The 21,000-nt window shown below is 68.7% G+C and carries 21 protein-coding genes; 5 read left to right on the top strand and 16 right to left on the bottom strand.

The window, feature by feature from the left end; genetic code table 11:
* The first annotated feature begins 134 nt into the window (after positions 1-134).
* Entirely contained in the window at positions 135-455 is a 321-nt protein-coding gene (locus QTN24_RS02025) for a hypothetical protein (protein WP_313835151.1), read from the top strand.
* A 90-nt stretch (positions 456-545) separates the two neighbouring features.
* On the opposite strand, the gene QTN24_RS02020 is transcribed toward QTN24_RS02025, so the two are convergent.
* From QTN24_RS02020 to QTN24_RS01990, 7 genes are all read right to left on the bottom strand, one after another.
* Positions 546-893 (bottom strand): FKBP-type peptidyl-prolyl cis-trans isomerase, encoded by a 348-nt coding sequence (locus QTN24_RS02020; RefSeq protein WP_124683554.1) that lies wholly within the window; start codon positions 891-893, stop codon positions 546-548.
* A 46-nt stretch (positions 894-939) separates the two neighbouring features.
* Entirely contained in the window at positions 940-1,488 is a 549-nt protein-coding gene (locus QTN24_RS02015; RefSeq protein WP_124683555.1) for a YaeQ family protein, read from the bottom strand.
* Between the two features lie 123 nt (positions 1,489-1,611).
* On the bottom strand, positions 1,612-1,932 hold the full coding sequence (locus tag QTN24_RS02010; protein ID WP_124683556.1) for a hypothetical protein: 321 nt from the start codon (positions 1,930-1,932) through the stop codon (positions 1,612-1,614).
* 154 nt (positions 1,933-2,086) lie between these two features.
* Positions 2,087-2,686, bottom strand: coding sequence for a YceI family protein (locus QTN24_RS02005; RefSeq protein ID WP_313835150.1), 600 nt, complete (start codon positions 2,684-2,686; stop codon positions 2,087-2,089).
* Between the two features lie 11 nt (positions 2,687-2,697).
* Positions 2,698-3,084, bottom strand: coding sequence for an MAPEG family protein (locus QTN24_RS02000; RefSeq protein ID WP_313835149.1), 387 nt, complete (start codon positions 3,082-3,084; stop codon positions 2,698-2,700).
* A gap of 99 nt (positions 3,085-3,183) precedes the next feature.
* A complete protein-coding gene (locus QTN24_RS01995) occupies positions 3,184-3,414 on the bottom strand; it encodes an RNA-binding S4 domain-containing protein (RefSeq protein WP_124683559.1) in 231 nt (76 codons plus the stop codon).
* Positions 3,414-5,162: a glutamine--tRNA ligase/YqeY domain fusion protein gene (locus QTN24_RS01990; protein WP_313835148.1), complete on the bottom strand. Its 1,749-nt coding sequence runs from the start codon at positions 5,160-5,162 to the stop codon at positions 3,414-3,416. Before QTN24_RS01990 ends, QTN24_RS01995 begins: the two co-directional genes overlap by 1 nt.
* A 294-nt stretch (positions 5,163-5,456) precedes the next feature.
* Here QTN24_RS01990 and QTN24_RS01985 point away from each other — a divergent pair, with 294 nt between their 5' ends.
* The gene (locus tag QTN24_RS01985) at positions 5,457-6,926 is read left to right on the top strand and encodes a CoA transferase (RefSeq protein ID WP_313835147.1); all 1,470 of its coding nucleotides are present in this window, start codon (positions 5,457-5,459) and stop codon (positions 6,924-6,926) included.
* A gap of 31 nt (positions 6,927-6,957) precedes the next feature.
* On the opposite strand, the gene QTN24_RS01980 is transcribed toward QTN24_RS01985, so the two are convergent.
* On the bottom strand, positions 6,958-7,599 hold the full coding sequence (locus QTN24_RS01980; RefSeq protein WP_313835146.1) for a pyridoxamine 5'-phosphate oxidase family protein: 642 nt from the start codon (positions 7,597-7,599) through the stop codon (positions 6,958-6,960).
* Between the two features lie 231 nt (positions 7,600-7,830).
* Positions 7,831-8,691, bottom strand: coding sequence for a PhzF family phenazine biosynthesis protein (locus QTN24_RS01975; RefSeq protein ID WP_124683563.1), 861 nt, complete (start codon positions 8,689-8,691; stop codon positions 7,831-7,833).
* Positions 8,692-8,899: 208 nt separating this feature from the next.
* Here QTN24_RS01975 and gltS point away from each other — a divergent pair, with 208 nt between their 5' ends.
* Positions 8,900-10,093, top strand: a complete 1,194-nt coding sequence (gene gltS, locus QTN24_RS01970) for a sodium/glutamate symporter (RefSeq protein WP_124683564.1) — start codon at positions 8,900-8,902, stop codon at positions 10,091-10,093.
* A gap of 129 nt (positions 10,094-10,222) precedes the next feature.
* Here gltS and ggt read toward each other — a convergent pair whose 3' ends face one another.
* Together ggt and QTN24_RS01960 are read right to left on the bottom strand one after the other, a co-directional pair.
* The gene (gene ggt, locus QTN24_RS01965; RefSeq protein ID WP_313835145.1) at positions 10,223-11,848 is read right to left on the bottom strand and encodes a gamma-glutamyltransferase; all 1,626 of its coding nucleotides are present in this window, start codon (positions 11,846-11,848) and stop codon (positions 10,223-10,225) included.
* Between the two features lie 50 nt (positions 11,849-11,898).
* The gene (locus QTN24_RS01960) at positions 11,899-12,876 is read right to left on the bottom strand and encodes a tripartite tricarboxylate transporter substrate binding protein (protein ID WP_313835144.1); all 978 of its coding nucleotides are present in this window, start codon (positions 12,874-12,876) and stop codon (positions 11,899-11,901) included.
* A 161-nt stretch (positions 12,877-13,037) separates the two neighbouring features.
* On the opposite strand from QTN24_RS01960, the gene QTN24_RS01955 reads away from it, so the two are divergent.
* Positions 13,038-13,922 carry a LysR substrate-binding domain-containing protein gene (locus QTN24_RS01955; RefSeq protein ID WP_313835143.1) on the top strand — a complete coding sequence of 295 codons (885 nt, stop codon included), beginning with the start codon at positions 13,038-13,040 and terminating at the stop codon, positions 13,920-13,922.
* Positions 13,923-14,003: 81 nt separating this feature from the next.
* Here the strand turns inward: QTN24_RS01955 and QTN24_RS01950 are convergent, their stop codons facing one another.
* Both QTN24_RS01950 and QTN24_RS01945 read right to left on the bottom strand, forming a co-directional pair.
* The gene (locus QTN24_RS01950; RefSeq protein WP_124683568.1) at positions 14,004-15,506 is read right to left on the bottom strand and encodes a tripartite tricarboxylate transporter permease; all 1,503 of its coding nucleotides are present in this window, start codon (positions 15,504-15,506) and stop codon (positions 14,004-14,006) included.
* Positions 15,507-15,519: 13 nt separating this feature from the next.
* Positions 15,520-15,981, bottom strand: coding sequence for a tripartite tricarboxylate transporter TctB family protein (locus QTN24_RS01945; RefSeq protein WP_124683569.1), 462 nt, complete (start codon positions 15,979-15,981; stop codon positions 15,520-15,522).
* Between the two features lie 365 nt (positions 15,982-16,346).
* Between QTN24_RS01945 and QTN24_RS01940 the strand changes: the two genes are divergently transcribed.
* Positions 16,347-18,152 carry a potassium/proton antiporter gene (locus tag QTN24_RS01940; protein ID WP_313835142.1) on the top strand — a complete coding sequence of 602 codons (1,806 nt, stop codon included), beginning with the start codon at positions 16,347-16,349 and terminating at the stop codon, positions 18,150-18,152.
* Here the strand turns inward: QTN24_RS01940 and QTN24_RS01935 are convergent.
* The 3 genes from QTN24_RS01935 to QTN24_RS01925 all read right to left on the bottom strand — a co-directional run bounded on the left by QTN24_RS01935 (position 18,124) and on the right by QTN24_RS01925 (position 20,989).
* Positions 18,124-19,128, bottom strand: a complete 1,005-nt coding sequence (locus QTN24_RS01935) for a tripartite tricarboxylate transporter substrate binding protein (protein WP_313835141.1) — start codon at positions 19,126-19,128, stop codon at positions 18,124-18,126. The genes QTN24_RS01940 and QTN24_RS01935 overlap by 29 nt on opposite strands.
* 83 nt (positions 19,129-19,211) lie before the next feature.
* Positions 19,212-19,667, bottom strand: coding sequence for a DUF2214 family protein (locus QTN24_RS01930; protein ID WP_124683572.1), 456 nt, complete (start codon positions 19,665-19,667; stop codon positions 19,212-19,214).
* Positions 19,668-19,768: 101 nt separating this feature from the next.
* The gene (locus QTN24_RS01925; RefSeq protein ID WP_313835384.1) at positions 19,769-20,989 is read right to left on the bottom strand and encodes a CaiB/BaiF CoA-transferase family protein; all 1,221 of its coding nucleotides are present in this window, start codon (positions 20,987-20,989) and stop codon (positions 19,769-19,771) included.
* Positions 20,990-21,000 lie beyond the last annotated feature (11 nt).

Genomic DNA, 21,000 nt, shown 5'->3' with positions numbered 1-21,000 from the left:
GGGGCCGCCGATTGGCCGGATCGGGTGCCGGGTCACTACAATAGGGGCCCTAACGCCCGGGAACTGCCGTGCAACTGACGGCGAACGGGCGTGCAACTGTCGCGCAATGTGCAGCGACCTTCGGAGAACCGGACATGGCGCATACCCTGACCGTGGTGTTTGGCAGCGGCAAGGAATTTGAATTCACGCTCGCGGACAATGATCTGGCGGCGCTGACCGACGACGCCGCCTGGCGCTGGTTCGACCGCGAGTACGCGGAACTGGACTGCCAGGCGTCCAGCCCGGTCGGCAAGGTGCTTGTGATCGACAAGATCCTCAACGTCGCCAAGTTCTCGGGCGAGAACCGGTTTGTCGCCGACGCCGCCTGGGCCCAGGACTTCGCCCGGCATGCCGGCAAGCTGCTGGACCGCGACAAGGTGCGCATCGACGTGGGCAACGCGGCGATCGGCTTCTGAGCGCCGCGCGGGTCCCCAGGAATGACAAACGGACGCCGAGGCGTCCGTTTTTGCGGGTGGCGCGCCGGATCAGCCCGGCGCCGGCCGGTCTCAGACCGACAGCAGCTCCACTTCGAACAGCAGCGTGGCGTTCGGCGGGATCACGCCGCCGGCGCCGCGGGCGCCATAGCCCAGGTCCGCCGGGATCACCAGGCGGCGCGTGCCGCCCACCTTCATGCCCTGCACGCCTTCGTCCCAGCCGCGGATCACGTGGCCGGCACCCAGCGGGAAGACGAACGGGTCGTTGCGGTCCTTGCTCGAATCGAACTTGCGGCCAGCCTGGCCGTTTTCGTACAGCCAGCCGGTGTAGTGCACGGTCACGTGCTTGCCGGCCGTGGCTTCGGCGCCCGAGCCGACGACGGTGTCTTCGAACTGCAGGCCGGAGGGAGTGGTTTGCATCGCGGTCTTCCTTGTCTGTGTGGCGATAAAGGGGTGGCCGAGGCGGCTAGTCTTCGGCGCGCTGGAGCACTTCGCGCGTCAACTGCACGTTGTGGTCGTCGTCGCTGACCCAGATGTCGCCATCCTGGATCGTGACGGACAGGCGCATGGCGCGCTGGGCCATCTGCGCCAGCGCGTCGACCGCTTCGGACGGCACATTGTAGACGGTCACGTTGCGCAGCTTGCCGGCCTTGCCGGCCATGCCCTTCCACCACTCGCGCGCGCTGGCGCTCTGATAGGTATAGACCGTGACGCGGTCCGCGCGCGATGCCGCGCGCTTCAGACGCGTCTCATCGGGCTGGCCCAGGTCGATCCAGTGGGCGATGTCGCCGGTCAGCGTCTTGTCCCAGAGGTCGGGCTCGTCGGGGTCGTCCAGGCCGCGCGTGAACGCCAGCGTTTCGCTGGCCTCGCAGGCAAAGGCGAGCAGCCGGACCATCATCCGCGCATCGTTCTCGGACGGATGCTGCGCGATGGTCAGCGTGTGGCTGCCGTAGTACGGCCGGTCCATGTCCGAGACGGACAGTTCGGCCTTGAAGATCGTGGATTTGAGCGCCATGGGATCGGGATTGCGGCGCGTGCCCGGGACCGTGCCCGGCACGCGAAAGGCCGCATCATACGTGATCCGGGCGGCGGCGCGATGGAAAACCGGCGCGGGAACGTGCGCCGCCGCGCCCAGCGGTCAGGGCTCGCGGCTCGGGTTGCGGTAGTCGCCCAGCCAGAAGCGCAGCACGGCCGACGCCAGCACCAGCGCCAGAAAGGCCGCGGCGGCCACCAGCGCCAGGCCGCCATCGGTATTGATCTGCCCGGCCATGGCCACGCGGGCCAGCAGCACGCCGACCAGGCTGGCCAGCAGTGGCAGCAGCAGGGCGCCACGGCCGTAGGTACGGAAGGCCCAGAGTGGAAACCGGCGCAGGAAATTGGACGGAATGCTACATACGGCGCAGGCACCGGCAGCAGCCAGCGACGCCGCAACGACGTCGTTCGGGGAAATCAGGCTCATCTTGACTCGCGTCTGGCCGGTACGCATAGGCGAAACGCGGCAGGATGGGAAGAGGGAAGGCGCTGATTTTACTGAATTTTTTTCGCGCAAAGGTGACGCGCGGTCGTCATCGCGCGTCGTGGTTTTCCCTTTTTCGCCGGATGGGGCGCAAGCGTCACGGGGCCGGACCGTCCGGCGCCGCTTCGACGGAAATCCGCAACGTGACGGTATCGCCGACATCGGGCAGGAAACGCGTCATGCCGAACGCGCTGCGCGCGAATGTGGCGTGAAAGTCGCCTCCGCAGACGTCGCGGCGGATGCCGAACAGCACGGTCTGCCCGCAACTGAACCGGTCGGCCTCCAGCCGCAGCGGCTGCGTCACCCCGTGCAGCGTGAACGTGCCTTCGACGGCGACCAGCCGTCCCGCTTCCACGACAAAGCGGTTGGCCTGCAGCCGGGCGACCGGAAAGTTCTGGGCGTCGAGAAACTGGCCGGACCGGAGCACCCCGTCGAGGCTGCGGTTACCGCTGTCGACTGAGTCGGTGTCGACGGTGAAGTCGATCGCGCCGGCGCCGGTGGCGGGGTCATAGATCACACGGCCGTCGATCTTGCCGAACCGGCCTCGGACCGTGGTGCGGTCGAAATGGCTCGCCTCGAAGTACACGCTCGTATGCGTGGGATCGACAGCGTACTGGGTCGGTGCCGCCCAGGCCGGCGGGGCAAGCAGGGCGACCAGCGCGACCGCAGCCCTGGCGAAACGGTACGGCCCCGGCATGGTGGCACTCCTTAATGGACAAACACCGGCAGCAGGAAGATGCCGACTACCGTCAGGTAGCCGATCGTCCAGCACAGCGTGCGCAGCGTGGCGCGGTCGGTCAGGTAGCAGATCGTGTAGAGGATGCGGACGACGACGAAGAGCATCGCCAGTTCGTCCAGGCGCGCCTGCGGGGCGTCGAGGTGCGTGGCCACCAGCACGGCCGCGGCAAAGAACGGAAACGCTTCGAAGTGGTTGCGGTGGGCCATGTCCGCGCGGCGCGCCCGGCCGCTCTGCTTTTCCAGCCACGCCCGGGGGTCGTGGTTGTCGAAGCCGGTGCGGCCGCCCATCTTGGCGATCGACACCGTCAACACCGGCAGCAGGCCCGCTACCAGCACACACCAGAACGCGATCGGCATGACTCTCCTTGCGTGTTTCGGTGCGGAGGCGGCGGATGCCGCCCCCCTTGTCAGTCGCGGCACCGGGCATCTGGCGCTGTGCCGATGCCCGGTGCCGGGTCAGGCCGCGACGACCTTGATGCGGATGCCGTCGGCGCCGCCGACGTTCACCACCTGGCCGGCGCGGATCTTGGCGGTCTTGCGCGATTCGGCCGCGCCATCGACAGCCACCTCGCCGGCGGCGACCAGCGCCTTGCCGGCGCCGCCGCTGTCACAGACGCCCGCCAGCTTCAGCAGGTCGTTCAGCGCGATGAACTCGCGGTCGAGCGGGAACGTGATCGTCTGCGCCATCACTTGCCCCAGCTATCCTTGAGCCCGACCGTCCGGTTGAACACCGGCTTGCCCGGCTGCGAATCGATCCGGTCCGCCACAAAGTAGCCATGGCGCTCGAACTGGACGCGATCCTCCGGGCGCGCGTCGCGCAGGCCCGGCTCCAGGTAGGCGGTCACGAGCTTCTTGGAATCGGGATGCAGCGCGTCCAGGAAGTTCTTGCCGCCCGCGTCCGGGTTCGGGTCGTTGAACAGGCGGTCGTACAGCCGCACCTCGGCCGCGCAGGCGTGGGCCGCGCTGACCCAGTGGATGTTGCCCTTGACCTTGACGCTGTCGGCGCCCGGCGTGCCGCTCTTGGTCTCGGGCAGGTAGTTCGCGTGCACGGCCACCACGTTGCCGTCCGCGTCCTTGTCCACGCCCGTGCACTCGATCACGTAGCCGTAGCGCAGGCGCACCTTGTTGCCCGGGAACAGGCGGAAATAGCCCTTCGGCGGGTTCTCGTTGAAGTCCTCGCGCTCGATCCACAGCTCGCGCGACAGCGGGAACACGCGGCGGCCCATCTCGGGCTGCTTCGGGTGCACCGGCGCCGAGCATTCCTCGCTCTGGCCCTCGGGGTAGTTGTCCAGGATCAGCTTGACCGGGTCCAGCACGGCCACGCTGCGCGGCGCGCGGGCGTCCAGGTCGTCGCGCACGGCGCCTTCCAGCGTGCTCATGTCGATCCAGCTGTCGGCCTTGGACACGCCCACGCGGTCACAGAACAGCTGGATCGATTCCGGCGTATAGCCGCGCCGGCGGATGCCGACGATGGTCGGCATGCGCGGGTCGTCCCAGCCGTCCACGCGCCGCTCGTCCACAAGCTGCTTGAGCTTGCGCTTGCTGGTGATCGCGTAGGTCAGGTTCAGGCGCGCGAACTCGTACTGGTGCGGCAGCGGGCTGGCAAAGACGCCGGCGTCGCGCAGGTGTTCCAGCACCCAGTCGTAGAGCGGGCGGTTGTTCTCGAACTCCAGCGTGCACAGCGAATGCGTGATGTGCTCGATCGCGTCCGAGATGCAGTGGGTGAAGTCGTACATCGGGTAGATGCACCACTTGTCGCCCGTGCGGTGGTGATGGGCGTGGCGGATCCGGTACAGCACCGGGTCGCGCATGACGATGTTCGGCGCGGCCATGTCGATCTTGGCCCGCAGCACGTGCTCGCCGTCGGCGTACTTGCCGGCGCGCATGTCGCGGAACAGCGCCAGGTTTTCCTCGACCGTGCGGTCGCGGAAGGGCGACGGCTTGCCCGGCTCCGAGAAGTTGCCCCGGTTCGCGGCGATCTGCTCGGCGCTCTGGCTGTCCACATAGGCCACGCCGCGCTCGATCAGCGTCTGGGCGAACTGGTACAGGCGGTCGAAGTAATCGCTCGCGTAGTACAGGTGCGGCGCGGCGCCGGGCTGACTGGCGTCCCACGAGAAGCCCAGCCAGTGCACGGCGTCGATGATCGAGTCCACGTACTCGGTGTCTTCCTTCACCGGATTCGTGTCGTCGAAGCGCAGGTGGCAGCGGCCGCCGTAGTCGCGCGCGAGCCCGAAATTCACGCAGATGCTCTTGGCGTGGCCGATGTGCAGGTAGCCGTTCGGCTCCGGCGGGAAGCGCGTGATGACGGTCGGCAGCGGCGCGCCCTGCGTGTCCGCGCGGCCGGCGTAGGTGCCGGCGGCGAGGTCCTGGTCGATGATGGTCCGCAGGAAGTTGGAGGCGGCGGGCGTGTCGGTAGGCTTGTTGTCGTGGCTCATGTTGGCGCCGCATCACATGCGGCTCGATAGCTGGAAGGCGCGGCCCGGGTCTGGATTGACCCTGCCGCGCGTCCTGATGTTCCTGGGATCTGGTGCGCAGAGGCTGCGACGAATGGGGCGATTTTACCGTGCTTGCGGGGCGACACGGCAGTGGCTCCGCATTTTCAGAATCGTCTCAACCCCGCGGCCGGGCGAGGTGGTGCAGAATCCACGGCACGGTACTGCTGCGCCGTGTCCGTCCGTGCGACGCCATCGTCGCATGCCGCCCCATTTCTTGCCGCAGGAAAACACGCCATGAATGCCGCCAGTTCTGCCGGCCTTGCCGGATCGACCCACCAGGCGCCCGCCGACGCGCTTGCCGCGCTGTGGCGCGACGCCGCCATGCCGCCGGACGCGCTGTCCCACCTGACCCTGACCGGTGCGGACCCGATCCTGCCATCGAGCTTCGCCATCGGCACGGCGGCGCAGGCCAGCCTGGGGGCGTCCGCGCTGGCCGCCGCCGCGCTCTGGGCGCAGCGGACCGGCCGCTGGCAGTCGGTGTCGGTCGACATGCGGCACGCGCTGGCCGAATTCCGCAGCGAACGCTACCTGCGGGTCAACGGCGGCCCGGCCCCCGAGCTGTGGGAAAAGATCGCCGGCCTGTATCCGTGCGGGGATGGCGGCTGGGTGCGCCTGCATACGAACTTCCCGCACCACCGGGACGGCGTGCTGAAGATCCTCAAGTGCGCGCATGACCGGGACGCCGTGCGCGCCGCGCTTGCGCACTGGAAGGCCGAGGACTTCGAGACCGTGGCGTCGGACGCGGGCATGGTCGTGGCCGCCCAGCGCTCGCTGGAGACGTGGCTGCGCCATCCGCAGGCCCAGGCGCTGGCCGGCCTGCCGCCCGTGACCATCGAGAAGATTGGCGAGGCGCCGCCCGAGCCGTTGCCGGCCTTTCCGCCGCACGCCGAGATCAACGTCGACGCCCGGCCGCTGTCCGGCGTGCGGGTGCTCGATTTCACGCGGATCATCGCCGGGCCGGTGGCCGGCCGCACGCTGGCCGCCCACGGGGCCGACGTGCTGCTGGTGACGGCGGCGCACCTGCCGTCGATGCCGTCGCTGGTCATCGACACCGGGCGCGGCAAGCGGTCGTGCCAGCTTGACCTGCGCGACCCCGACGACAAGCGCACGCTGCACAAGCTGTTTCACGGCGCGGACGTGGTGGTGCAGGGCTATCGCCCCAACGGGCTGGCGGAACTCGGCGCCGGGCCCGAGGCGGCGGCGCGGGCGCGGCCCGGGATTGTCTATGTCTCGCTGTCGGCCTACGGCCATGTGGGGCCGTGGTGGGGCAAGCGCGGCTTCGATTCGCTGGTGCAGACGGCCACCGGCATCAACGACGACGAGGCGCGGGCGGCCGGCAGCGCCGAACCCCGGCCGCTGCCGGCACAGGTGCTGGACCACGCCACCGGCTACCTGCTGGCGTTTGGCGCGATGGCCGCACTGCACCGGCGCTCGGTGGAGGGCGGCAGCTGGCTGGTGCGCGTGTCGCTGGCGCAGGTGGGACAGTGGCTGCGCAGTCTGGGCCGCGTGCCCGACGGGGTGACGGTGCCGGACCAGCATATCGACGAGGTGTCGGACCTGCTGGAAGTGGCCGAATCGGGCTTCGGCGAGCTGACCGTCGTCCGGCATGCGGCGAAGCTGTCCGAGACGCCCGCGCACTGGACGCTGCCCTCGGTGCCGCTGGGCTCGCACGCGCCGGAGTGGCTGCCGCGCCCGCCCGGCTGAGGCGCTTGTAGCGCCGGTAGCGCTACTGGCGCTAGTAGAGCGTGGTGCGGATGCGCTCGGGCAGTTCGCGGTCGTAGGCGGCGCCGTCAATCGCGTTCTGGCTCAGGTCGGCCACCATCGTGCCGGTGCTGGGCAGCGCGTCGCGCGATATCTGGGCGTCGGCGGCCCACAGGCGCGAGCGCAGCAGGGCCCGGGCGCACTGGAAGAAGACCGAGTGGATGCGGATCACCAGCACCGTGGTGGGCGCCTTGCCCTGGACCACGCAGCGGGCGATCAGCGCGGGATCGGTGCTGATGGTGGCGGTGCCGCTGATGCGCAGCGTCTCGTTGACGCCGGGCACCAGGAACAGCAGGCCGACGCGCGGGTCCTTGAGGATGTTGCGCAGGCTGTCGATGCGGTTGTTGCCACGGCGGTCGGGCAGCAGCAGGGTGCGGTCGTCGAGCACCTGCACGAAGCCCGGTCCGTCGCCGCGCGGGGAGCAGTCGCCGCCGTGCTCGTTCTGGGTCGAGAGCAGGCAGAACGGCGCGGCGTGGACGAAGGCGCGGTAGTGGGGGTGCAGGTAGTCGACCTCCTTCGCCAGCGACGCGCCGCGCGGTTCGTCGTACAGCGCTTCGAGGTCGGCAAGCTGGGCAATGTCGTGGGAAGGAGCGGGCGAGGGGGTGTGCGGGGGCATGGGATGGCTCAACAGGGCGGACGGGACCACGGAGGCGCCAGTATGGCGCACCGCGATCCCGGCATGATGAAACAGCGAAACAGGGGGCACAGCGACGACGACACAGCGACAGCTTTAGCGGCACGCCAGGGATGCCGGCATCGATGCCGACTCCGGGGCCGGCATCGGCGCCGACTCCACCACACGGCGAACGCGGCGAAAGCACCCGCCGCGCCGACCGCGCCGGCTGCCTCAGACCGTGACGGTGCCCCGGCCCAGTTCGATCACGCGGCCGCCGACGCGGATGGCGCCGTCGGCGGTCACGGACAGGTCCAGCCGGCAGGGCCGGTCGACGAATTCGCCCTGGTCGACCTCGAACCGTGCGGGCAGGGCATGGCCGGTGGCAATCAGCCAGCCGCCCAGGTTGGCGCAGGCGGAGCCGGTGCCGGGGTCCTCGGATACGCCGCCGCCCTGCTTGGTGAAGAAGTAGCGGGACAAGACCTTGCCCGGCTGGGCGGGATCGAACGCGAACACGTAGGCGGTCTTGCGGCCCAGGCTGCTTTGCGGCCAGCGGTCCAGGCGGCTGCTGTCGGGCTGGGCGCGGCGCACGGCGTCGGGCGTCTTCAGCGGGACGAGCAACTGGTCCGCGCCGGTGTCGACCCACATCGGCGCGCCGGCCAGGTCATCGGGCTGCAGGCCGAGCAGCGATGCCATCTCGGCGTCCGGCAGGCCGGCCGGCGCCGTCCGGGGTGCGCCGGCATGCGGGGCGGTCAGGGTCCAGCGGTCGCCGCTGGCGGTTACGGGCACGATGCCGGCCGGGAAGGACAGCGTCAGCGCGTCGCCGGTGCGGGCGAGGTCCCGCACGACGTGGGCCGTGCCGAGCGTGGGATGGCCGGCAAAGCGCATCTCGTAGCCGGGCGTGAAGATCCGCACGGCGGCGTCGGCCTGGTCGGACGGCAGCACGAACGTCGTTTCGGACAGGTTGAACTGCAGGGCCAGCGCCTGCATGGTGGCGTCGTCCATGCCGCGCGCGTCCTCGAACACGCAGAGGGGGTTGCCGCCGAACGTGGACTCGGCGAAGACATTGACGATGCGGAAAGCGTAGGTGGCCATGGGTCGCGCCGTGGAGGGCAGATGGAGAGAAAGGAGGGGTGCCGAAGCAGGGAACGGAACGGCCAGTGTACGGAACTGCCCACCGGAAGCCATGCACAGTTTCGTGCATGTGGGGCAGAACAGTTGCGGTGGCACGCTTTTAAGGAGACGGCGATTGGCGGGTGGCGGGCGGGCGCCAAGAATCTAGATTTTCTGCCAATCGATCGCCATGCTGGAATTGAACAACTACGAAACGCTCGTCGCGGCCTCGCTGGTGCTGCTGGTGGGCCGCAAGCTGTTGAAGGTCACCCCGCCGCTGCGGGCCTTCAACATTCCCGAACCGGTGGTGGGCGGCCTCGTCGTCGCCATCTGCCTGCTGCTGGCCCGCGTGACGGCGGACTTCCAGGTCAAGTTCGACACGTCGGCCCAGACGCCGCTGATGCTGGCGTTCTTTGCCTCGCTCGGGCTCAGTGCCAACCTGGCCAGCCTGAAGCAGGGCGGCAAGTCCATCGGCGTGTTCCTGATCGCCGTGGCCGGGCTGCTGGTGATCCAGAACACGATCGGCGTGGGACTGGCCAGCGCGCTGGGCCTGCCGCCGGCCACGGGCCTGCTGGCCGGATCGATCGCGCTGTCCGGCGGTCACGGCACCAGCGCCGCCTGGGGCTCGACGTTTGCCGAGCAGTTCAGCATGTCCTATGCCACCGAGCTGGGGGTGGCGTGCGCCACGTTCGGGCTGGTGCTGGGCGGGCTGGTGGGCGGCCCCGTGGCGCGCTACCTGTTGCGCAACGTGGCCAAGCCGGGCGTGACGGCGGACGACCAGGTGCTGACGTTCGAGAACCCGCAGGCCGTGCGGCCGATCACGGCGTCGGCGCTGATCGAGACGCTGGCGCTGATCCTGGTTTGCCTGACCGCCGGGCAGGCGCTGGCCGGCGTGTTCAAGGGTAGCTGGCTGGAGCTGCCGACATTCGTCTGGGTGCTGTTCGTCGGCGTGGTCCTGCGCAACGGGCTGGCGCTGCTGGGCTGGTACACGGTGTTCGATCGCGCGCTGTCGGTGCTGGGCAACGTCAGCCTGTCGATGTTCCTGGCGATGGCGCTGATGAGCCTGCGGCTCTGGGAGCTGGCGTCGCTGGCGCTGCCGATGGTGCTGATCCTGCTGATCCAGACGGCGGCCATGGCGCTCTATGCGGTCTTCGTCACGTTCCGCGTCATGGGCCGCAACTATGACGCGGCCGTGCTGGCGGCCGGCCACTGCGGGTTTGGCCTTGGCGCCACGCCCACGGCCATTGCCAACATGCAGGCGATTACCGACCGCTTCGGGGCCTCGCACCTGGCCTTCCTGATCGTGCCGATGGTGGGCGCGTTCTTCATCGACCTCGTCAACGCCGTGGTGATCAAGCTCTTCCTGAGCCTGCCGATCTACTGATACCCGGCTATTCCCCTCCTGCATCCGCAATAAAAAAGGCGCCACGGCATGACCGTGGCGCCCTGCAGGACTTCGTACTGCTTGCTGCGGTACTGCTTGAGACTCCGGTTCTACAGCGGGCCGGCGGCGTCAGAAGCCCACGGCCTGGCCGTCGCGGCGGCTGTCGCTGGCGGCCACGTAGCCGTGCTCGGCATCTTCCGACAGGCGCCAGATGAACTGGCCCGACCCGAAATCCATGTACGGATCGTCCACCGACTTGAGCTGGTGGCCGCGGTCCTTCAGCCCGGCCACGGTGTTCGGGTCCATGGTGCCTTCAACGTCCAGCGTGAAGTCGCGGTTGACCTTCCAGCGCGGCGCGCAGCACGCGGCCTGGGGCTGCTGCTTGTAGTCCAGCATGCGCACCACGGTCTGCAGGTGTCCCTGGGGCTGCATGTCGCCGCCCATCACGCCAAAGCTCATCTGCGGCTGGCCATTCTTGGTCAGGAAAGCCGGGATGATCGTGTGGAATGGGCGCTTGCCGCCTTCCACCACGTTGGCCGACTTCGGGTCCATCGAGAAGCCCACGCCACGGTTCTGCAGGCTGATGCCGGTACCCGGCACCACCACGCCCGAGCCAAAACCCATGTAGTTCGACTGGATGAACGAGATCATCATGCCGTTCTCGTCGGCGGCGGTCAGGTAGATCGTGCCGCCGGTGCGCGGCATGCCGAAGTCGAAATGCGTGGCGCGCTGCATGTCGATCAGCTTGGCGCGCGACTTCAGGTAGCCGTCGTCCAGCATCTGCTCGGGCGTGACTTCCATGCTGCGCGGGTCCGCCACGTAGCGGTACAGGTCGGCAAAGGCCAGCTTCATCGCCTCGATCTGCAGGTGCTGCGAATCGACCGAATCCACGGGCAGCGCGCCCACGTCGAACTGGTCCAGGATGCCCAGCGCCATCAGCGCGGCGATGCCCTGGCCGTTCGGCGGAATCTCGTGCACTTCGTAGCCACGGTAGGACTTGCTGATCGGCTTGACCCAGTCCGGGCGATAGTTGCGCAGGTCGTCCAGCGTCATCGCGGCGCCGCATTCCTTGCTGAACGCGGCGATCTTCTCGGCGATCTCGCCCTCGTAGTAGGCGCGGCCCCCGGTGGCGCCAATCTTGCGCAGCGTCTCGGCGGCGGCCTTGAACTGGAACTTCTCGCCCACGTGCGGCGCGCGGCCGTTGGGCATGAACGTGTCGGCAAAGCCCGGCTGGTTCTTCAGGTCCGGCACGGCGGCGGCCCACTTGTGCGCCACCACCGGCGGCACGGCGTAGCCGCGCTCGGCGATCTCGATGGCCGGCTCCATCAGGTCCGCGAACGGCAGCTTGCCAAAGCGCTCGTGCAGCGCGGCCCAGCCGGCCACCACGCCCGGCACGGTCACCGAGTCCCAGCCCCGGATCGGCCGGTTGGACAGCCCGTTGCCGTCGACGCCGTACTTGTTCTTGAAGTAGTCGGTGTTCCACGCGGCCGGCGCCACGCCCGACGAATTCAGGCCGTGCAGTTCCTTGCCGTCCCAGAGGATCGCGAAGGCGTCGCTGCCCAGGCCGCACGAGACCGGCTCCACGAGCGTGATCGCGGCGGCCGCCGCGATGGCGGCGTCCACGGCGTTGCCGCCCTTGAGCAGCATGCGCAGGCCCGCCTGCGCCGCCAGCGGGTGCGACGTCGAGACCACGTTGCGCGCAAACAGCGGAATGCGCACGGTGGGGTAGGGGTTGGTCCAGTTGAAGGTTTGCATGGTTGTCTCGTAGTAATGCTATGCGTTGTATGGGCTGGCCGGCGTGGGCATCAGTCCACCTGGATCTTGCGGTCCTTGATCAGCTTGCCCCAGCGGGCGCTGTCCTTCCGGACCATCGCGGCGAACTGGGCGGGCGTGCCGCCCACCGGTTCGGCGCCCAGCTTGGCCAGGCGGTCGCGCACGTCCTGGGACTGGATGGCCTTGTTGAACTCGGTGTTCAGGCGGCTGACGATCTCGGGCGGCAGGCCCTTGGGACCGTAGATGCCGAACCACGTGTCCGATTCGAAGCCCGGCAGGCCCGATTCGCTGGCCGTCGGCAGCTCGGGCGCCAGCGGCGACCGCTTCAGGCTCGTCACGGCCAGCGCCTTGAGCTTGCCGTCCTTCACGTGCGGCATGCCCGAGACGATGCTGTCGAACAGCACCTGCACCTTGTTCGAGATCAGGTCGGGCACGGCCAGCGCGGTGCCGCGGTAGGGGATATGGGTGATGAACACGCCAGCCTGGGCCTTGAATGCCTCGGCCGTCAGGTGGACGACCGTGCCGTTGCCGCTGGACGCGTAGTTCAGCTCGCCCGGATGCTTCTTGGCGTAGTCGATCAGTTCCTTGACGTTCTTGACCGGCAGCTGGTTCGGCACCACCAGCACGTTCGTGGCCGTGGCCACCTGGCCGATCGGCGTGAAGTCGGTCTCGGTGTTGTACGGCAGGCGCGTGTTGATGAACGGGCCGATCGAGTGCGTGCTGGTGGTGGCGATCAGGATCGTGTAGCCGTCCGGCGCGGCCTTGGCGGCCATGTCCGAACCGATGGCGCCGCCGGCGCCCGGGCGGTTGTCCACCACGAGTTGCTGGCCCATGTTCTGGCCCACCTTCTGCGCAATGGCGCGCGCCAGCAGGTCGGTGGCGCCGCTGGCCGGGAACGGCACGATCAGGCGGATCGGCTTGCTCGGGTAGGTATCGGCCAGCGCCGGTGCGGCGGCCAGGGTCAGGCTCGTGGCAAGGCCGATGCCAAGATGGCGTAGCCAGTGGTTCATTGTGCGTCTCCGGTACGGATGGGTGCGTCGTGAAACGCGGCAGGAAACCGAAATTATTCCGCGCCCGGCCCCATAATGAAAGTTAATATTCCTTGCTTGATTGACAAGAAAAACTTGTGATTCGCCGGCCGGGCTGCCGTGCCCGGCGCGATGCACCAACCATGAGCACGATCCGCTTCCTCCGAACCTTCGTGGCCGTGGCCGAGCACGGGTCGTTTGCGGCCGCCGCCAGCCAGGTCGCCCTGACCCAGGCCGCGGTCAGCCTGCAGATGCGTTCCCTTGAGCAAGAACTGCGCCGCGCGCTGTTCGACCGCAGCGGCCGGGTGGCCGTGCTCAATGCCGACGGCCGCGCGCTGCTGCCCCAGGCGCGCCGGCTGCTGGCGCTGTACGACGAGATGCGCGTGCCGCTGGCCGATGCCGAGGCCATGGCCGGCGCCGTGGCGGTGGGGGCGGTGGTATCGGTCATGGGCGGGCTGTCGCACGTGGTGGCGGGGCTCAAGCAGACCTACCCGGCGCTGGACGTGCGGCTGATCGGCGCCAAGTCGTTCGAGCTGGCGGCGATGGTGGAAAGCGGCGAGCTTGACGCCGCGTTCGTCGTGGAGGGCTCGGCCCGGCTGGCGGGCACGCTGCACTGGACCCCGCTCTACGACGAGCCGATCGTCGCGATTGCGTCGCGCGGCAGCCACGGCGACGACGCCCGGCAGGCGCTGGCCGCCAACCCGTTCCTGCGCTTCGACCGCAGCCAGCGCACCGGCGCGCTGGTGGAGCGGGCGCTGCGGCGCGCGCACCTGCGCACCAACGAGTACCTGGAGCTGAATTCGATCGAGGCGCTGGTGGAACTGGTGCGCCAGGAGGTGGGGGTGACCGTCGTGCCGCTGCTCAAGCGCGCCCGCTGGCGCGACGACAAGGCGCTGCGGATCCTGCCGCTGCGCGCGGGCGGCGAGCCGGTGGTGCGCACCATCGGCATGCTGGAGCGGCGCGACCATGGCCGCGTGCACGTGACCGAGGCCATCCGGGCCGCCTGCGAGTCGCTGTTCGGCACCTAGGCCGCGGCGCGCCGGCAAAAGAAAAAGGGCGCCACCGGGGCGCCCTTTCCTTGCTTGCGGCCGATGGGCCGCGCGGCAGTCTTACTCTTCCTGGAACGCTTCCTCGCGCTTCGCCTTGATCGACGGCATCGCCACGATCGCCACCAGGATCGCCGCGGCGATCAGCAGGCCCAGCGACAGCGGACGCGTCACGAACACGCTGAAGTCACCACGCGACAGCAGCAGCGAACGGCGGAAGTTCTCTTCCATCATCGGCCCCAGCACGAAACCCAGCAGCAGCGGCGCCGGCTCGCACTTGAGCTTGATGAACAGGTAGCCGATCACGCCGAAGGCCGCGGTCTGGAACACGTCGAACGTGGTGTTCTGGACCGAGTACACGCCGATGCAGCAGAACGTCAGGATGGCCGGGTACAGGTAGCGGTACGGTACCTTCAGCAGCTTCACCCAGATGCCGATCATCGGCAGGTTCAGCACGATCAGGATCAGGTTGCCGAGCCACATCGAGGCGATCAGGCCCCAGAACAGCGCCGGGTTGCTGGTCATGACCTGCGGACCGGGCTGGATGTTGTGGATCGTCATTGCACCGACCATCAGCGCCATCACGGCGTTGGGCGGAATGCCCAGCGTCAGCAGCGGGATGAACGACGTCTGGGCGGCCGCGTTGTTGGCCGATTCCGGACCGGCCACGCCTTCGATGGCGCCCTTGCCGAATTCCTGCGGGTACTTCGACGTCTTCTTTTCCAGCGAGTAGGCCGCGAACGACGCCAGCGACGCACCACCGCCCGGCAGGATACCCAGCGCCGAACCCAGGGCGGTGCCGCGCAGCACGGCCGGGATCATGCGCTTGAAGTCTTCCTTGGTCGGGAACAGGTTGGTCACGTGGTCCGTGAACGTCTCACGCGCTTCCTTCTGCTCCAGGTTGGCGATGATTTCGGCAAAGCCGAACACGCCCATGGCCACGGACACGAAGTTCAGGCCGTCGGTCAGCTCCGGCACGTCGAACGAGAAGCGCGCCGCGCCCGAGTTCACGTCGGTACCGACCAGACCCAGCAGCAGACCCAGCACGATCATCGAGATCGCCTTGACGAGCGAGCCGGACGCCAGCACCACGGCACCGATCAGGCCCAGGATCATCAGCGAGAAGTATTCGGCAGGGCCGAACTTGAACGCCAGTTCCGACAGCGGGGCAGCAAAGGCAGCCAGGATCAGCGTGGCCACGCAGCCGGCGAAGAACGAACCCAGGCCAGCGGTGGCCAGCGCCACCCCCGCCCGGCCGCGCCGCGCCATCTGGTAGCCGTCGATGGTGGTCACCACCGACGACGATTCGCCCGGCAGGTTCACCAGGATGGCCGTGGTGGAGCCGCCGTACTGGGCACCGTAGTAGATACCGGCCAGCATGATCAGCGCCGCCACCGGGGGCAGCGTGTAGGTCACGGGCAGCAGCATCGCGATGGTGGCCAGCGGGCCCAGGCCCGGCAGCACGCCGATCAGCGTCCCGAGCACGCAGCCCAGGAACGCGTAGGCGATGTTCTGGAAGGACAGGGCGGTAGAAAAGCCCAGTCCCAGGTTGGTCAACAGTTCCATGAGGGCCGTCTCCTTAGCTTGCCAGGAAAGCCGGCCACACCGGCATCTGGAGGTTGATGCCGTACACGAACGCGCCCAGGCTGATCAGCACGAGGATGATCGCGTTCAGGACTGCACCCTTCCAGCTGAATTCATGGCTGGCCATCGAGGAGACCAGTACCAGTACCACCACCGACAGCACCATGCCCAGCGGCTTGAGCAGCAGGCCGAACAGCACCACCGAACCCAGGATCCACAGCAGGATCTTCAGGTCCCAGCGTGCAAGCTGGTCGTCTTCGCCCTTGGACGACAGCGAACCCCACAGGACGAGCGCGCCCAGGATGGCGAGCACGATGCCGAGCCAGAACGGGAAGTATCCCGGTCCCATCTTGGCGGCTGTTCCCATGGAATAGCCACGGGCGACGAAGGAAAAGCCCAGGCCGACCAGAATGAACATCAGGCCGGAGGCAAAGTCCTTTTGGCTACGTATGCGCAAAATGATTCTCCTCGATATGACTGCTAGAAATCGACGCGACGAAAGCTCCCCGGTCGCGGCAGGGTGGAAGGTAAAAGCGCATCCTTTCAGCCACCTTTCATATGTCTGCATTAAGTGGCAACCTCAGGGTATGTCCCTACGCAGACGTCTGAAAGGCGACGGTAAGTCGTTGACGATACAAGAAAAAATGCAGGGAATACGCGCAGGCGGACGCCCCTCGGGCAGGACGGAGCCGGACAGACCGGGCGCCTGCCGCCGCCTATGATCGTAAGGATCGAATCCGCCAACCCACGACAGACAGCGGCGGGCCGGGCCCCCCGCGTGGCCGGGCCGGCTACCCGACAAGACCCCTCACAGGAGCCTGCTTGGAAGCGATCGACCATGCCATCCTGATCGGCGCGCTGGTGATGACGGTGGGCATCCTGCTCGGCGTGTTCTCGGCGCGCTTCGGGGTGCCGTTCCTGCTCGTGTTCCTGGGGGTGGGCATGGCCGCCGGCGTCGATGGCCCGGGCGGCATCCGCTTTTCCAATACCTGGCTCAGCTTCCTGGTGGGCAACGTGGCGCTGGCCGTGATCCTGCTGGACGGCGGGCTGCGCACGCGGCTGGCCACGTTCCGGGTGGCGCTGCGGCCGTCGCTGTCGCTGGCCACGGTCGGGGTGTTCGTGACGGCCGTGATGGTCGGCGTGTTTGCCACGTGGATGCTCGGCATCGACTGGAAGCTGGGCCTGCTGCTGGGCGCCATCGTCGGTTCCACCGACGCCGCGGCGGTCTTCTCGCTGCTCAACAGCAGCGGCATCCGTCTCAAGGAGCGCGTGGCCAGCGTGCTGGAGATCGAATCGGGGCTGAACGACCCGATGGCGATCTTCCTGACCCTGACGCTGATCGAATGGATCACGGCGCCGCAGGGGCTGTCGCCCGGGGCGCTGGCCTGGCGGCTGGTGGTCCAGTTCGGCGTGGGCGGCGTGCTGGGCATCGGGCTGGGCTATTGCATGGCCAACGTGATGGAGCGCGTCAATGTCGCCGAAGGGCTGCAGGCCATCCTGATCTGCTCGGCCGGCTGCATGATCTGGGCGATCGTCCAGTCGTTCGGCGGCAGCGGGTTCCTGGCGGTCTACCTGGTGGGCGTGATCGTCGGCAACCGCGACCACGCCGTGGGCGAGGCCGTGCTGCGGGCGATGGACGGCATGGCGTGGCTGGCGCAGTCGGCGATGTTCCTGCTGCTGGGCCTGCTGGTCACGCCGCACCGGATCTGGGACATCGCGCTGCCGGCCGTGGCCCTGGCGCTGTTCCTGATGTGCGTGGCGCGGCCCGTGGCCGTGTTCCTGGCGCTGCTGCCGTTCCGGTTCAACGTGCGCGAGAAAGGCTTCGTGGCCTGGATGGGGCTGCGCGGCGCGGTGCCGATCGTGCTGTCGCTGTTCCCGCTGCTGCAGGGCATGGAGGATTCCGGGCTGCTGTTCCGGCTGGCGTTTGCCGTGGTGCTGGCCAGCCTGCTGTGCCAGGGCACGACCGTGGCGCTGGCCGCCCGGCTGGCGCGGGTGCTGCGCCCGCGCTACGACGAGCCGATCTCGCGCGAGCGCCTGCGCGGCGTGCATCCGCCCGGGCTGGAGCTGATGCAGTTCATGGTGGCGCCCAATGCGTCGATGCAGGACCTGCGCGCGGACCAGGTGGAACTGCCGCCGCGCAGCGCGCTGGTGTCGGTGGCGCGCGACGGCGAGCTGGTGCCGCTGGACCAGGTGGTGCTGCGCGCCGGCGACATCGTGTCCGTGCTGGCGCCCACGCCGGCGCTGCCGCGGCTGTCGCGGATGTTCCTGACCGAGACCACGCCGCCCGCCTGGGACCAGGTGGCCCACGACTTCCTGCTCGATGCCGAGGCGCGGCTCGCAGACGTCGCCGCGCTCTACGGCGCCGGCCCGCTGCCGGCCGGCCAGCAGGACAGCACGCTGGCCGAGGCGATGCTGGCCGCCTTTCCGTCGCCGCCCGTGGAGGGCGACACCGTGGAGATTGCCGGCCTGCGGCTGTCGGTCACGCGGATGGAAGGGCCCCGGATCGTCCAGGTGGGGCTGCTGCTGCCGCGCAACGCGGCCGAGGAGGCCCGGGACGACAAGGCGCGGCTGTGGCGCCTGCGGGACCGGGCCCGGCCGCTCAGTCCACCTTCGCGCCGGAAACCTTGACCACCTGACCGTACTTCTTCAGCTCGCGCTGGATCAGCGCGCCGAACTGCTCGGGCGTGGTCGGCGCCGGCTGGGCGCCGATGCGGGCCAGGCGGGCCTTCATGTCGTCGGTCTTCAGGATGGCGACGATGTCGTGGTTCAGGCGGTCGACGATCTCGCGCGGCGTGCCGGCCGGCGCCAGCACCCCGAACCAGGTGGAGATATCGAAGCCTTCCAGCCCCAGGCCCTTGCCGGCCTCGGCAATCGTCGGCAGTTCCGGGAACATGGCGGCGCGGCCGGCCGTGGTTACGGCGAACGCCTTGAGCTTGCCGGCCTTGATGTTGGCCGATGCCGACGCCAGGTTGTCGAAGATCAGGTCGGTCTGGCCCGACAGCACCGACAGCTGGGCCGGCGAGGCGCCGTTGTACGGGATATGGACCATGCTGATGCGCGCCATGCTCTTGAACAGCTCGCCGGACAGGTGGCCCGCGCTGCCGTTGCCGCCCGACGCATAGTCGAGCTTGCCCGGATGCTTGCGTGCGTATTCCACCAGGTCGCGCACGTTGTTGATCTGCAGCTCGGCGGCCTTGCCAGGGTGCATCACCAGCACGTTCGGCACGTCGGCCACCAGCGTGATCGGCGCGAAGTCCTTGACCGGGTCGTACGGCATCTTCGTGAACAGCGTGGGGTTGATCGCGTGCGTGGCCACGGCGCCCATCACGATCGTGTAGCCGTCGGCCGGTTGCTTGGCGACGTAGTCGGCGCCCAGGTTGCCGCCCGCGCCGGGCTTGTTTTCCACCACCACCGGCTGGCCCAGGCTGTCGCGCAGCTTCTCGCCGATGGCGCGCGCCACGGTGTCCAGGGGGCCGCCGGCCGGGTAGGGCACGACGAAGCGCAGCGGTTTGGTAGGCCAGTTGCCGGCGGCGGCATGGGCCGGGGCGGTCAGGGACAAGGCGGTCAGGGACAGCGCGGTGGCCGTGAGCAGGGTCTTCAGCATGTCAGCGTGGTACGGATCGGGAATCTTGGAAGGGCCGGCGCGTACGTTGCGCGCCAGCCTCACGGGGAGCAAAGTCGGCCGGGTCAGCGGATGCCGATGCCGCGCGCCATCATCACGGCGCACAGCGGCAGCAGGATCACCAGGTGGGCCTCGATCATGACCCAGCGGCGAGCCTTGCGGATCTCGGCCGGCGTCGGCACAAAGTCGGGCAGGTGCCGCGCCTGCTTGCGCCACCGGGCGAACATGAACGTGGGCGGCAGCGAGCACAGCGCGATCACGACGAATACCGTCATCTTGGCGTGGAACCAGGGGTTGTGGACGTAGAAATCCGCACCCTTGGCGCCGTAGAACAGCCGCAGCAGGCCGGTGGCCAGCGTGGCCAGCGCCGACAGGAAATAGACCAGGTCATAGATCGACAGGCGGCGGACGGCCGCGGGCGTCATGTCCGGGCGCAGCACCACGGCTTCGGCGGCCATCAGCGTGATCAGCACGAAGATGGCCGTGTAGTGCAGGAACGCGAGGAGGGCGTCGGTCAGCATGCATTCTCCTAGGGATGGAAAAACGTCATGATCACCGGCCCGGCCGCCCGCCAGGGGCGGGCGCGGTCAAGTCCGGGCCGGTCTGGCCGGGCGCGCCGGGCTCAGACCACACCCTTGGCGCGCAGGGCGGCGATGTGTTCGGCACTGTAGCCGAGTGTCTCGTCCAGCACCATATCGGTGTGCTCGCCCAGCAACGGCGGGTGGCGCAGCGCCTCGGGCGGGGTGGCGCTCATCTTCATCGGGCTGCCGACCAGCTTGACCGTGCCGCCGGTGGGGTGGGGCAGGTCCACGCGCAGGCCGCGCGCCAGCACCTGCTCGTTCTCGAAGACTTCGTCCAGCGTGTTGATCGGGCCGCACGGCACGCCGGCGCGTTCCAGGTCCAGGATCCACTGCTCGCGCGTGCGCGGCAGCACCATCTCGGCCAGGATCGGCACCAGCACGTCGCGGTGCGCCACGCGCTGCGGGTTGGTGGCAAAGCGCGGGTCGTCGGCCAGTTCCGGCCGGCCGCCGGCGGTCACGAACTTGCGGAACTGCCCGTCGTTGCCCACCGCGACAATGATCCAGCCGTCGGCGGCGTGGAAGGTCTGGTAGGGCACGATGTTCGGGTGGGCGTTGCCCCAGCGCCGGGGCGCCACGCCGCTGGCCAGGTAGTTGGTGTTCATGTTGGCCAGCATCGACACCTGCACGTCGAGCAGCGCCATGTCGATGTACTGGCCGCAGCCGGTGCGGTCGCGGTGCGCCAGCGCGGCCAGCACGGCGATCGTCGCGTACTGGCCGGTCATCAGGTCGGAAATCGCCACGCCGGCCTTCTGCGGCCCGCCGCCGGGCAGGTCGTCGCGCTCGCCGGTCAGGCTCATGAAGCCGCCCATGCCCTGGATGATGAAGTCGTAGCCGGGGCGCTGCGCGTACGGGCCGGTCTGGCCGAAGCCGGTGACCGAGCAGTAGATGATGTCCGGCTTGACCGCCTTCAGCGATTCGTAGTCCAGCCCATACTTCTTTAGTTGCCCGACCTTGTAGTTTTCCAGCACCACGTCGCTGCGGGCGGCCAGGTCGCGCACGATCTGCTGGCCCTCGGGCGTGCTGATGTCGCAGGTCACCGAGCGCTTGTTGCGGTTGGCGGCCAGGTAGTAGGCGGCCTCGGCGGTGTCCTGGCCGTCGGGGGTCTTGAGCCAGGGCGGGCCCCAGATGCGGGTGTCGTCGCCGGCGCCGGGGCGCTCGATCTTGATCACATCGGCGCCAAAGTCGGCAAGGTTCTGGGCGCACCAGGGGCCCGCGAGCACGCGGGTCAGGTCCAGGACGCGGAGATGGCTTAAGGCTCCCATGGCGGTACGGG

Source organism: Cupriavidus sp. SZY C1 (assembly GCF_032190535.1).
Lineage (GTDB): Bacteria > Pseudomonadota > Gammaproteobacteria > Burkholderiales > Burkholderiaceae > Cupriavidus > Cupriavidus pauculus_C.
The sequence above is the reverse complement of the archived record's forward strand: the minus strand, read 5'-3'. Positions and strand labels throughout refer to the sequence as shown.

Coding starts and splice junctions, on each gene's coding strand:
- QTN24_RS02025 (WP_313835151.1), top strand. CDS start 135: ATGGCGCATACCCTGACCGTGGTGTTTGGCAGCGGCAAGGAATTTGAA.
- QTN24_RS02020 (WP_124683554.1), bottom strand. CDS start 893: ATGCAAACCACTCCCTCCGGCCTGCAGTTCGAAGACACCGTCGTCGGC.
- QTN24_RS02015 (WP_124683555.1), bottom strand. CDS start 1,488: ATGGCGCTCAAATCCACGATCTTCAAGGCCGAACTGTCCGTCTCGGAC.
- QTN24_RS02010 (WP_124683556.1), bottom strand. CDS start 1,932: ATGAGCCTGATTTCCCCGAACGACGTCGTTGCGGCGTCGCTGGCTGCT.
- QTN24_RS02005 (WP_313835150.1), bottom strand. CDS start 2,686: ATGCCGGGGCCGTACCGTTTCGCCAGGGCTGCGGTCGCGCTGGTCGCC.
- QTN24_RS02000 (WP_313835149.1), bottom strand. CDS start 3,084: ATGCCGATCGCGTTCTGGTGTGTGCTGGTAGCGGGCCTGCTGCCGGTG.
- QTN24_RS01995 (WP_124683559.1), bottom strand. CDS start 3,414: ATGGCGCAGACGATCACGTTCCCGCTCGACCGCGAGTTCATCGCGCTG.
- QTN24_RS01990 (WP_313835148.1), bottom strand. CDS start 5,162: ATGAGCCACGACAACAAGCCTACCGACACGCCCGCCGCCTCCAACTTC.
- QTN24_RS01985 (WP_313835147.1), top strand. CDS start 5,457: ATGAATGCCGCCAGTTCTGCCGGCCTTGCCGGATCGACCCACCAGGCG.
- QTN24_RS01980 (WP_313835146.1), bottom strand. CDS start 7,599: ATGCCCCCGCACACCCCCTCGCCCGCTCCTTCCCACGACATTGCCCAG.
- QTN24_RS01975 (WP_124683563.1), bottom strand. CDS start 8,691: ATGGCCACCTACGCTTTCCGCATCGTCAATGTCTTCGCCGAGTCCACG.
- gltS (WP_124683564.1), top strand. CDS start 8,900: ATGCTGGAATTGAACAACTACGAAACGCTCGTCGCGGCCTCGCTGGTG.
- ggt (WP_313835145.1), bottom strand. CDS start 11,848: ATGCAAACCTTCAACTGGACCAACCCCTACCCCACCGTGCGCATTCCG.
- QTN24_RS01960 (WP_313835144.1), bottom strand. CDS start 12,876: ATGAACCACTGGCTACGCCATCTTGGCATCGGCCTTGCCACGAGCCTG.
- QTN24_RS01955 (WP_313835143.1), top strand. CDS start 13,038: ATGAGCACGATCCGCTTCCTCCGAACCTTCGTGGCCGTGGCCGAGCAC.
- QTN24_RS01950 (WP_124683568.1), bottom strand. CDS start 15,506: ATGGAACTGTTGACCAACCTGGGACTGGGCTTTTCTACCGCCCTGTCC.
- QTN24_RS01935 (WP_313835141.1), bottom strand. CDS start 19,128: ATGCTGAAGACCCTGCTCACGGCCACCGCGCTGTCCCTGACCGCCTTG.
- QTN24_RS01930 (WP_124683572.1), bottom strand. CDS start 19,667: ATGCTGACCGACGCCCTCCTCGCGTTCCTGCACTACACGGCCATCTTC.
- QTN24_RS01925 (WP_313835384.1), bottom strand. CDS start 20,989: ATGGGAGCCTTAAGCCATCTCCGCGTCCTGGACCTGACCCGCGTGCTC.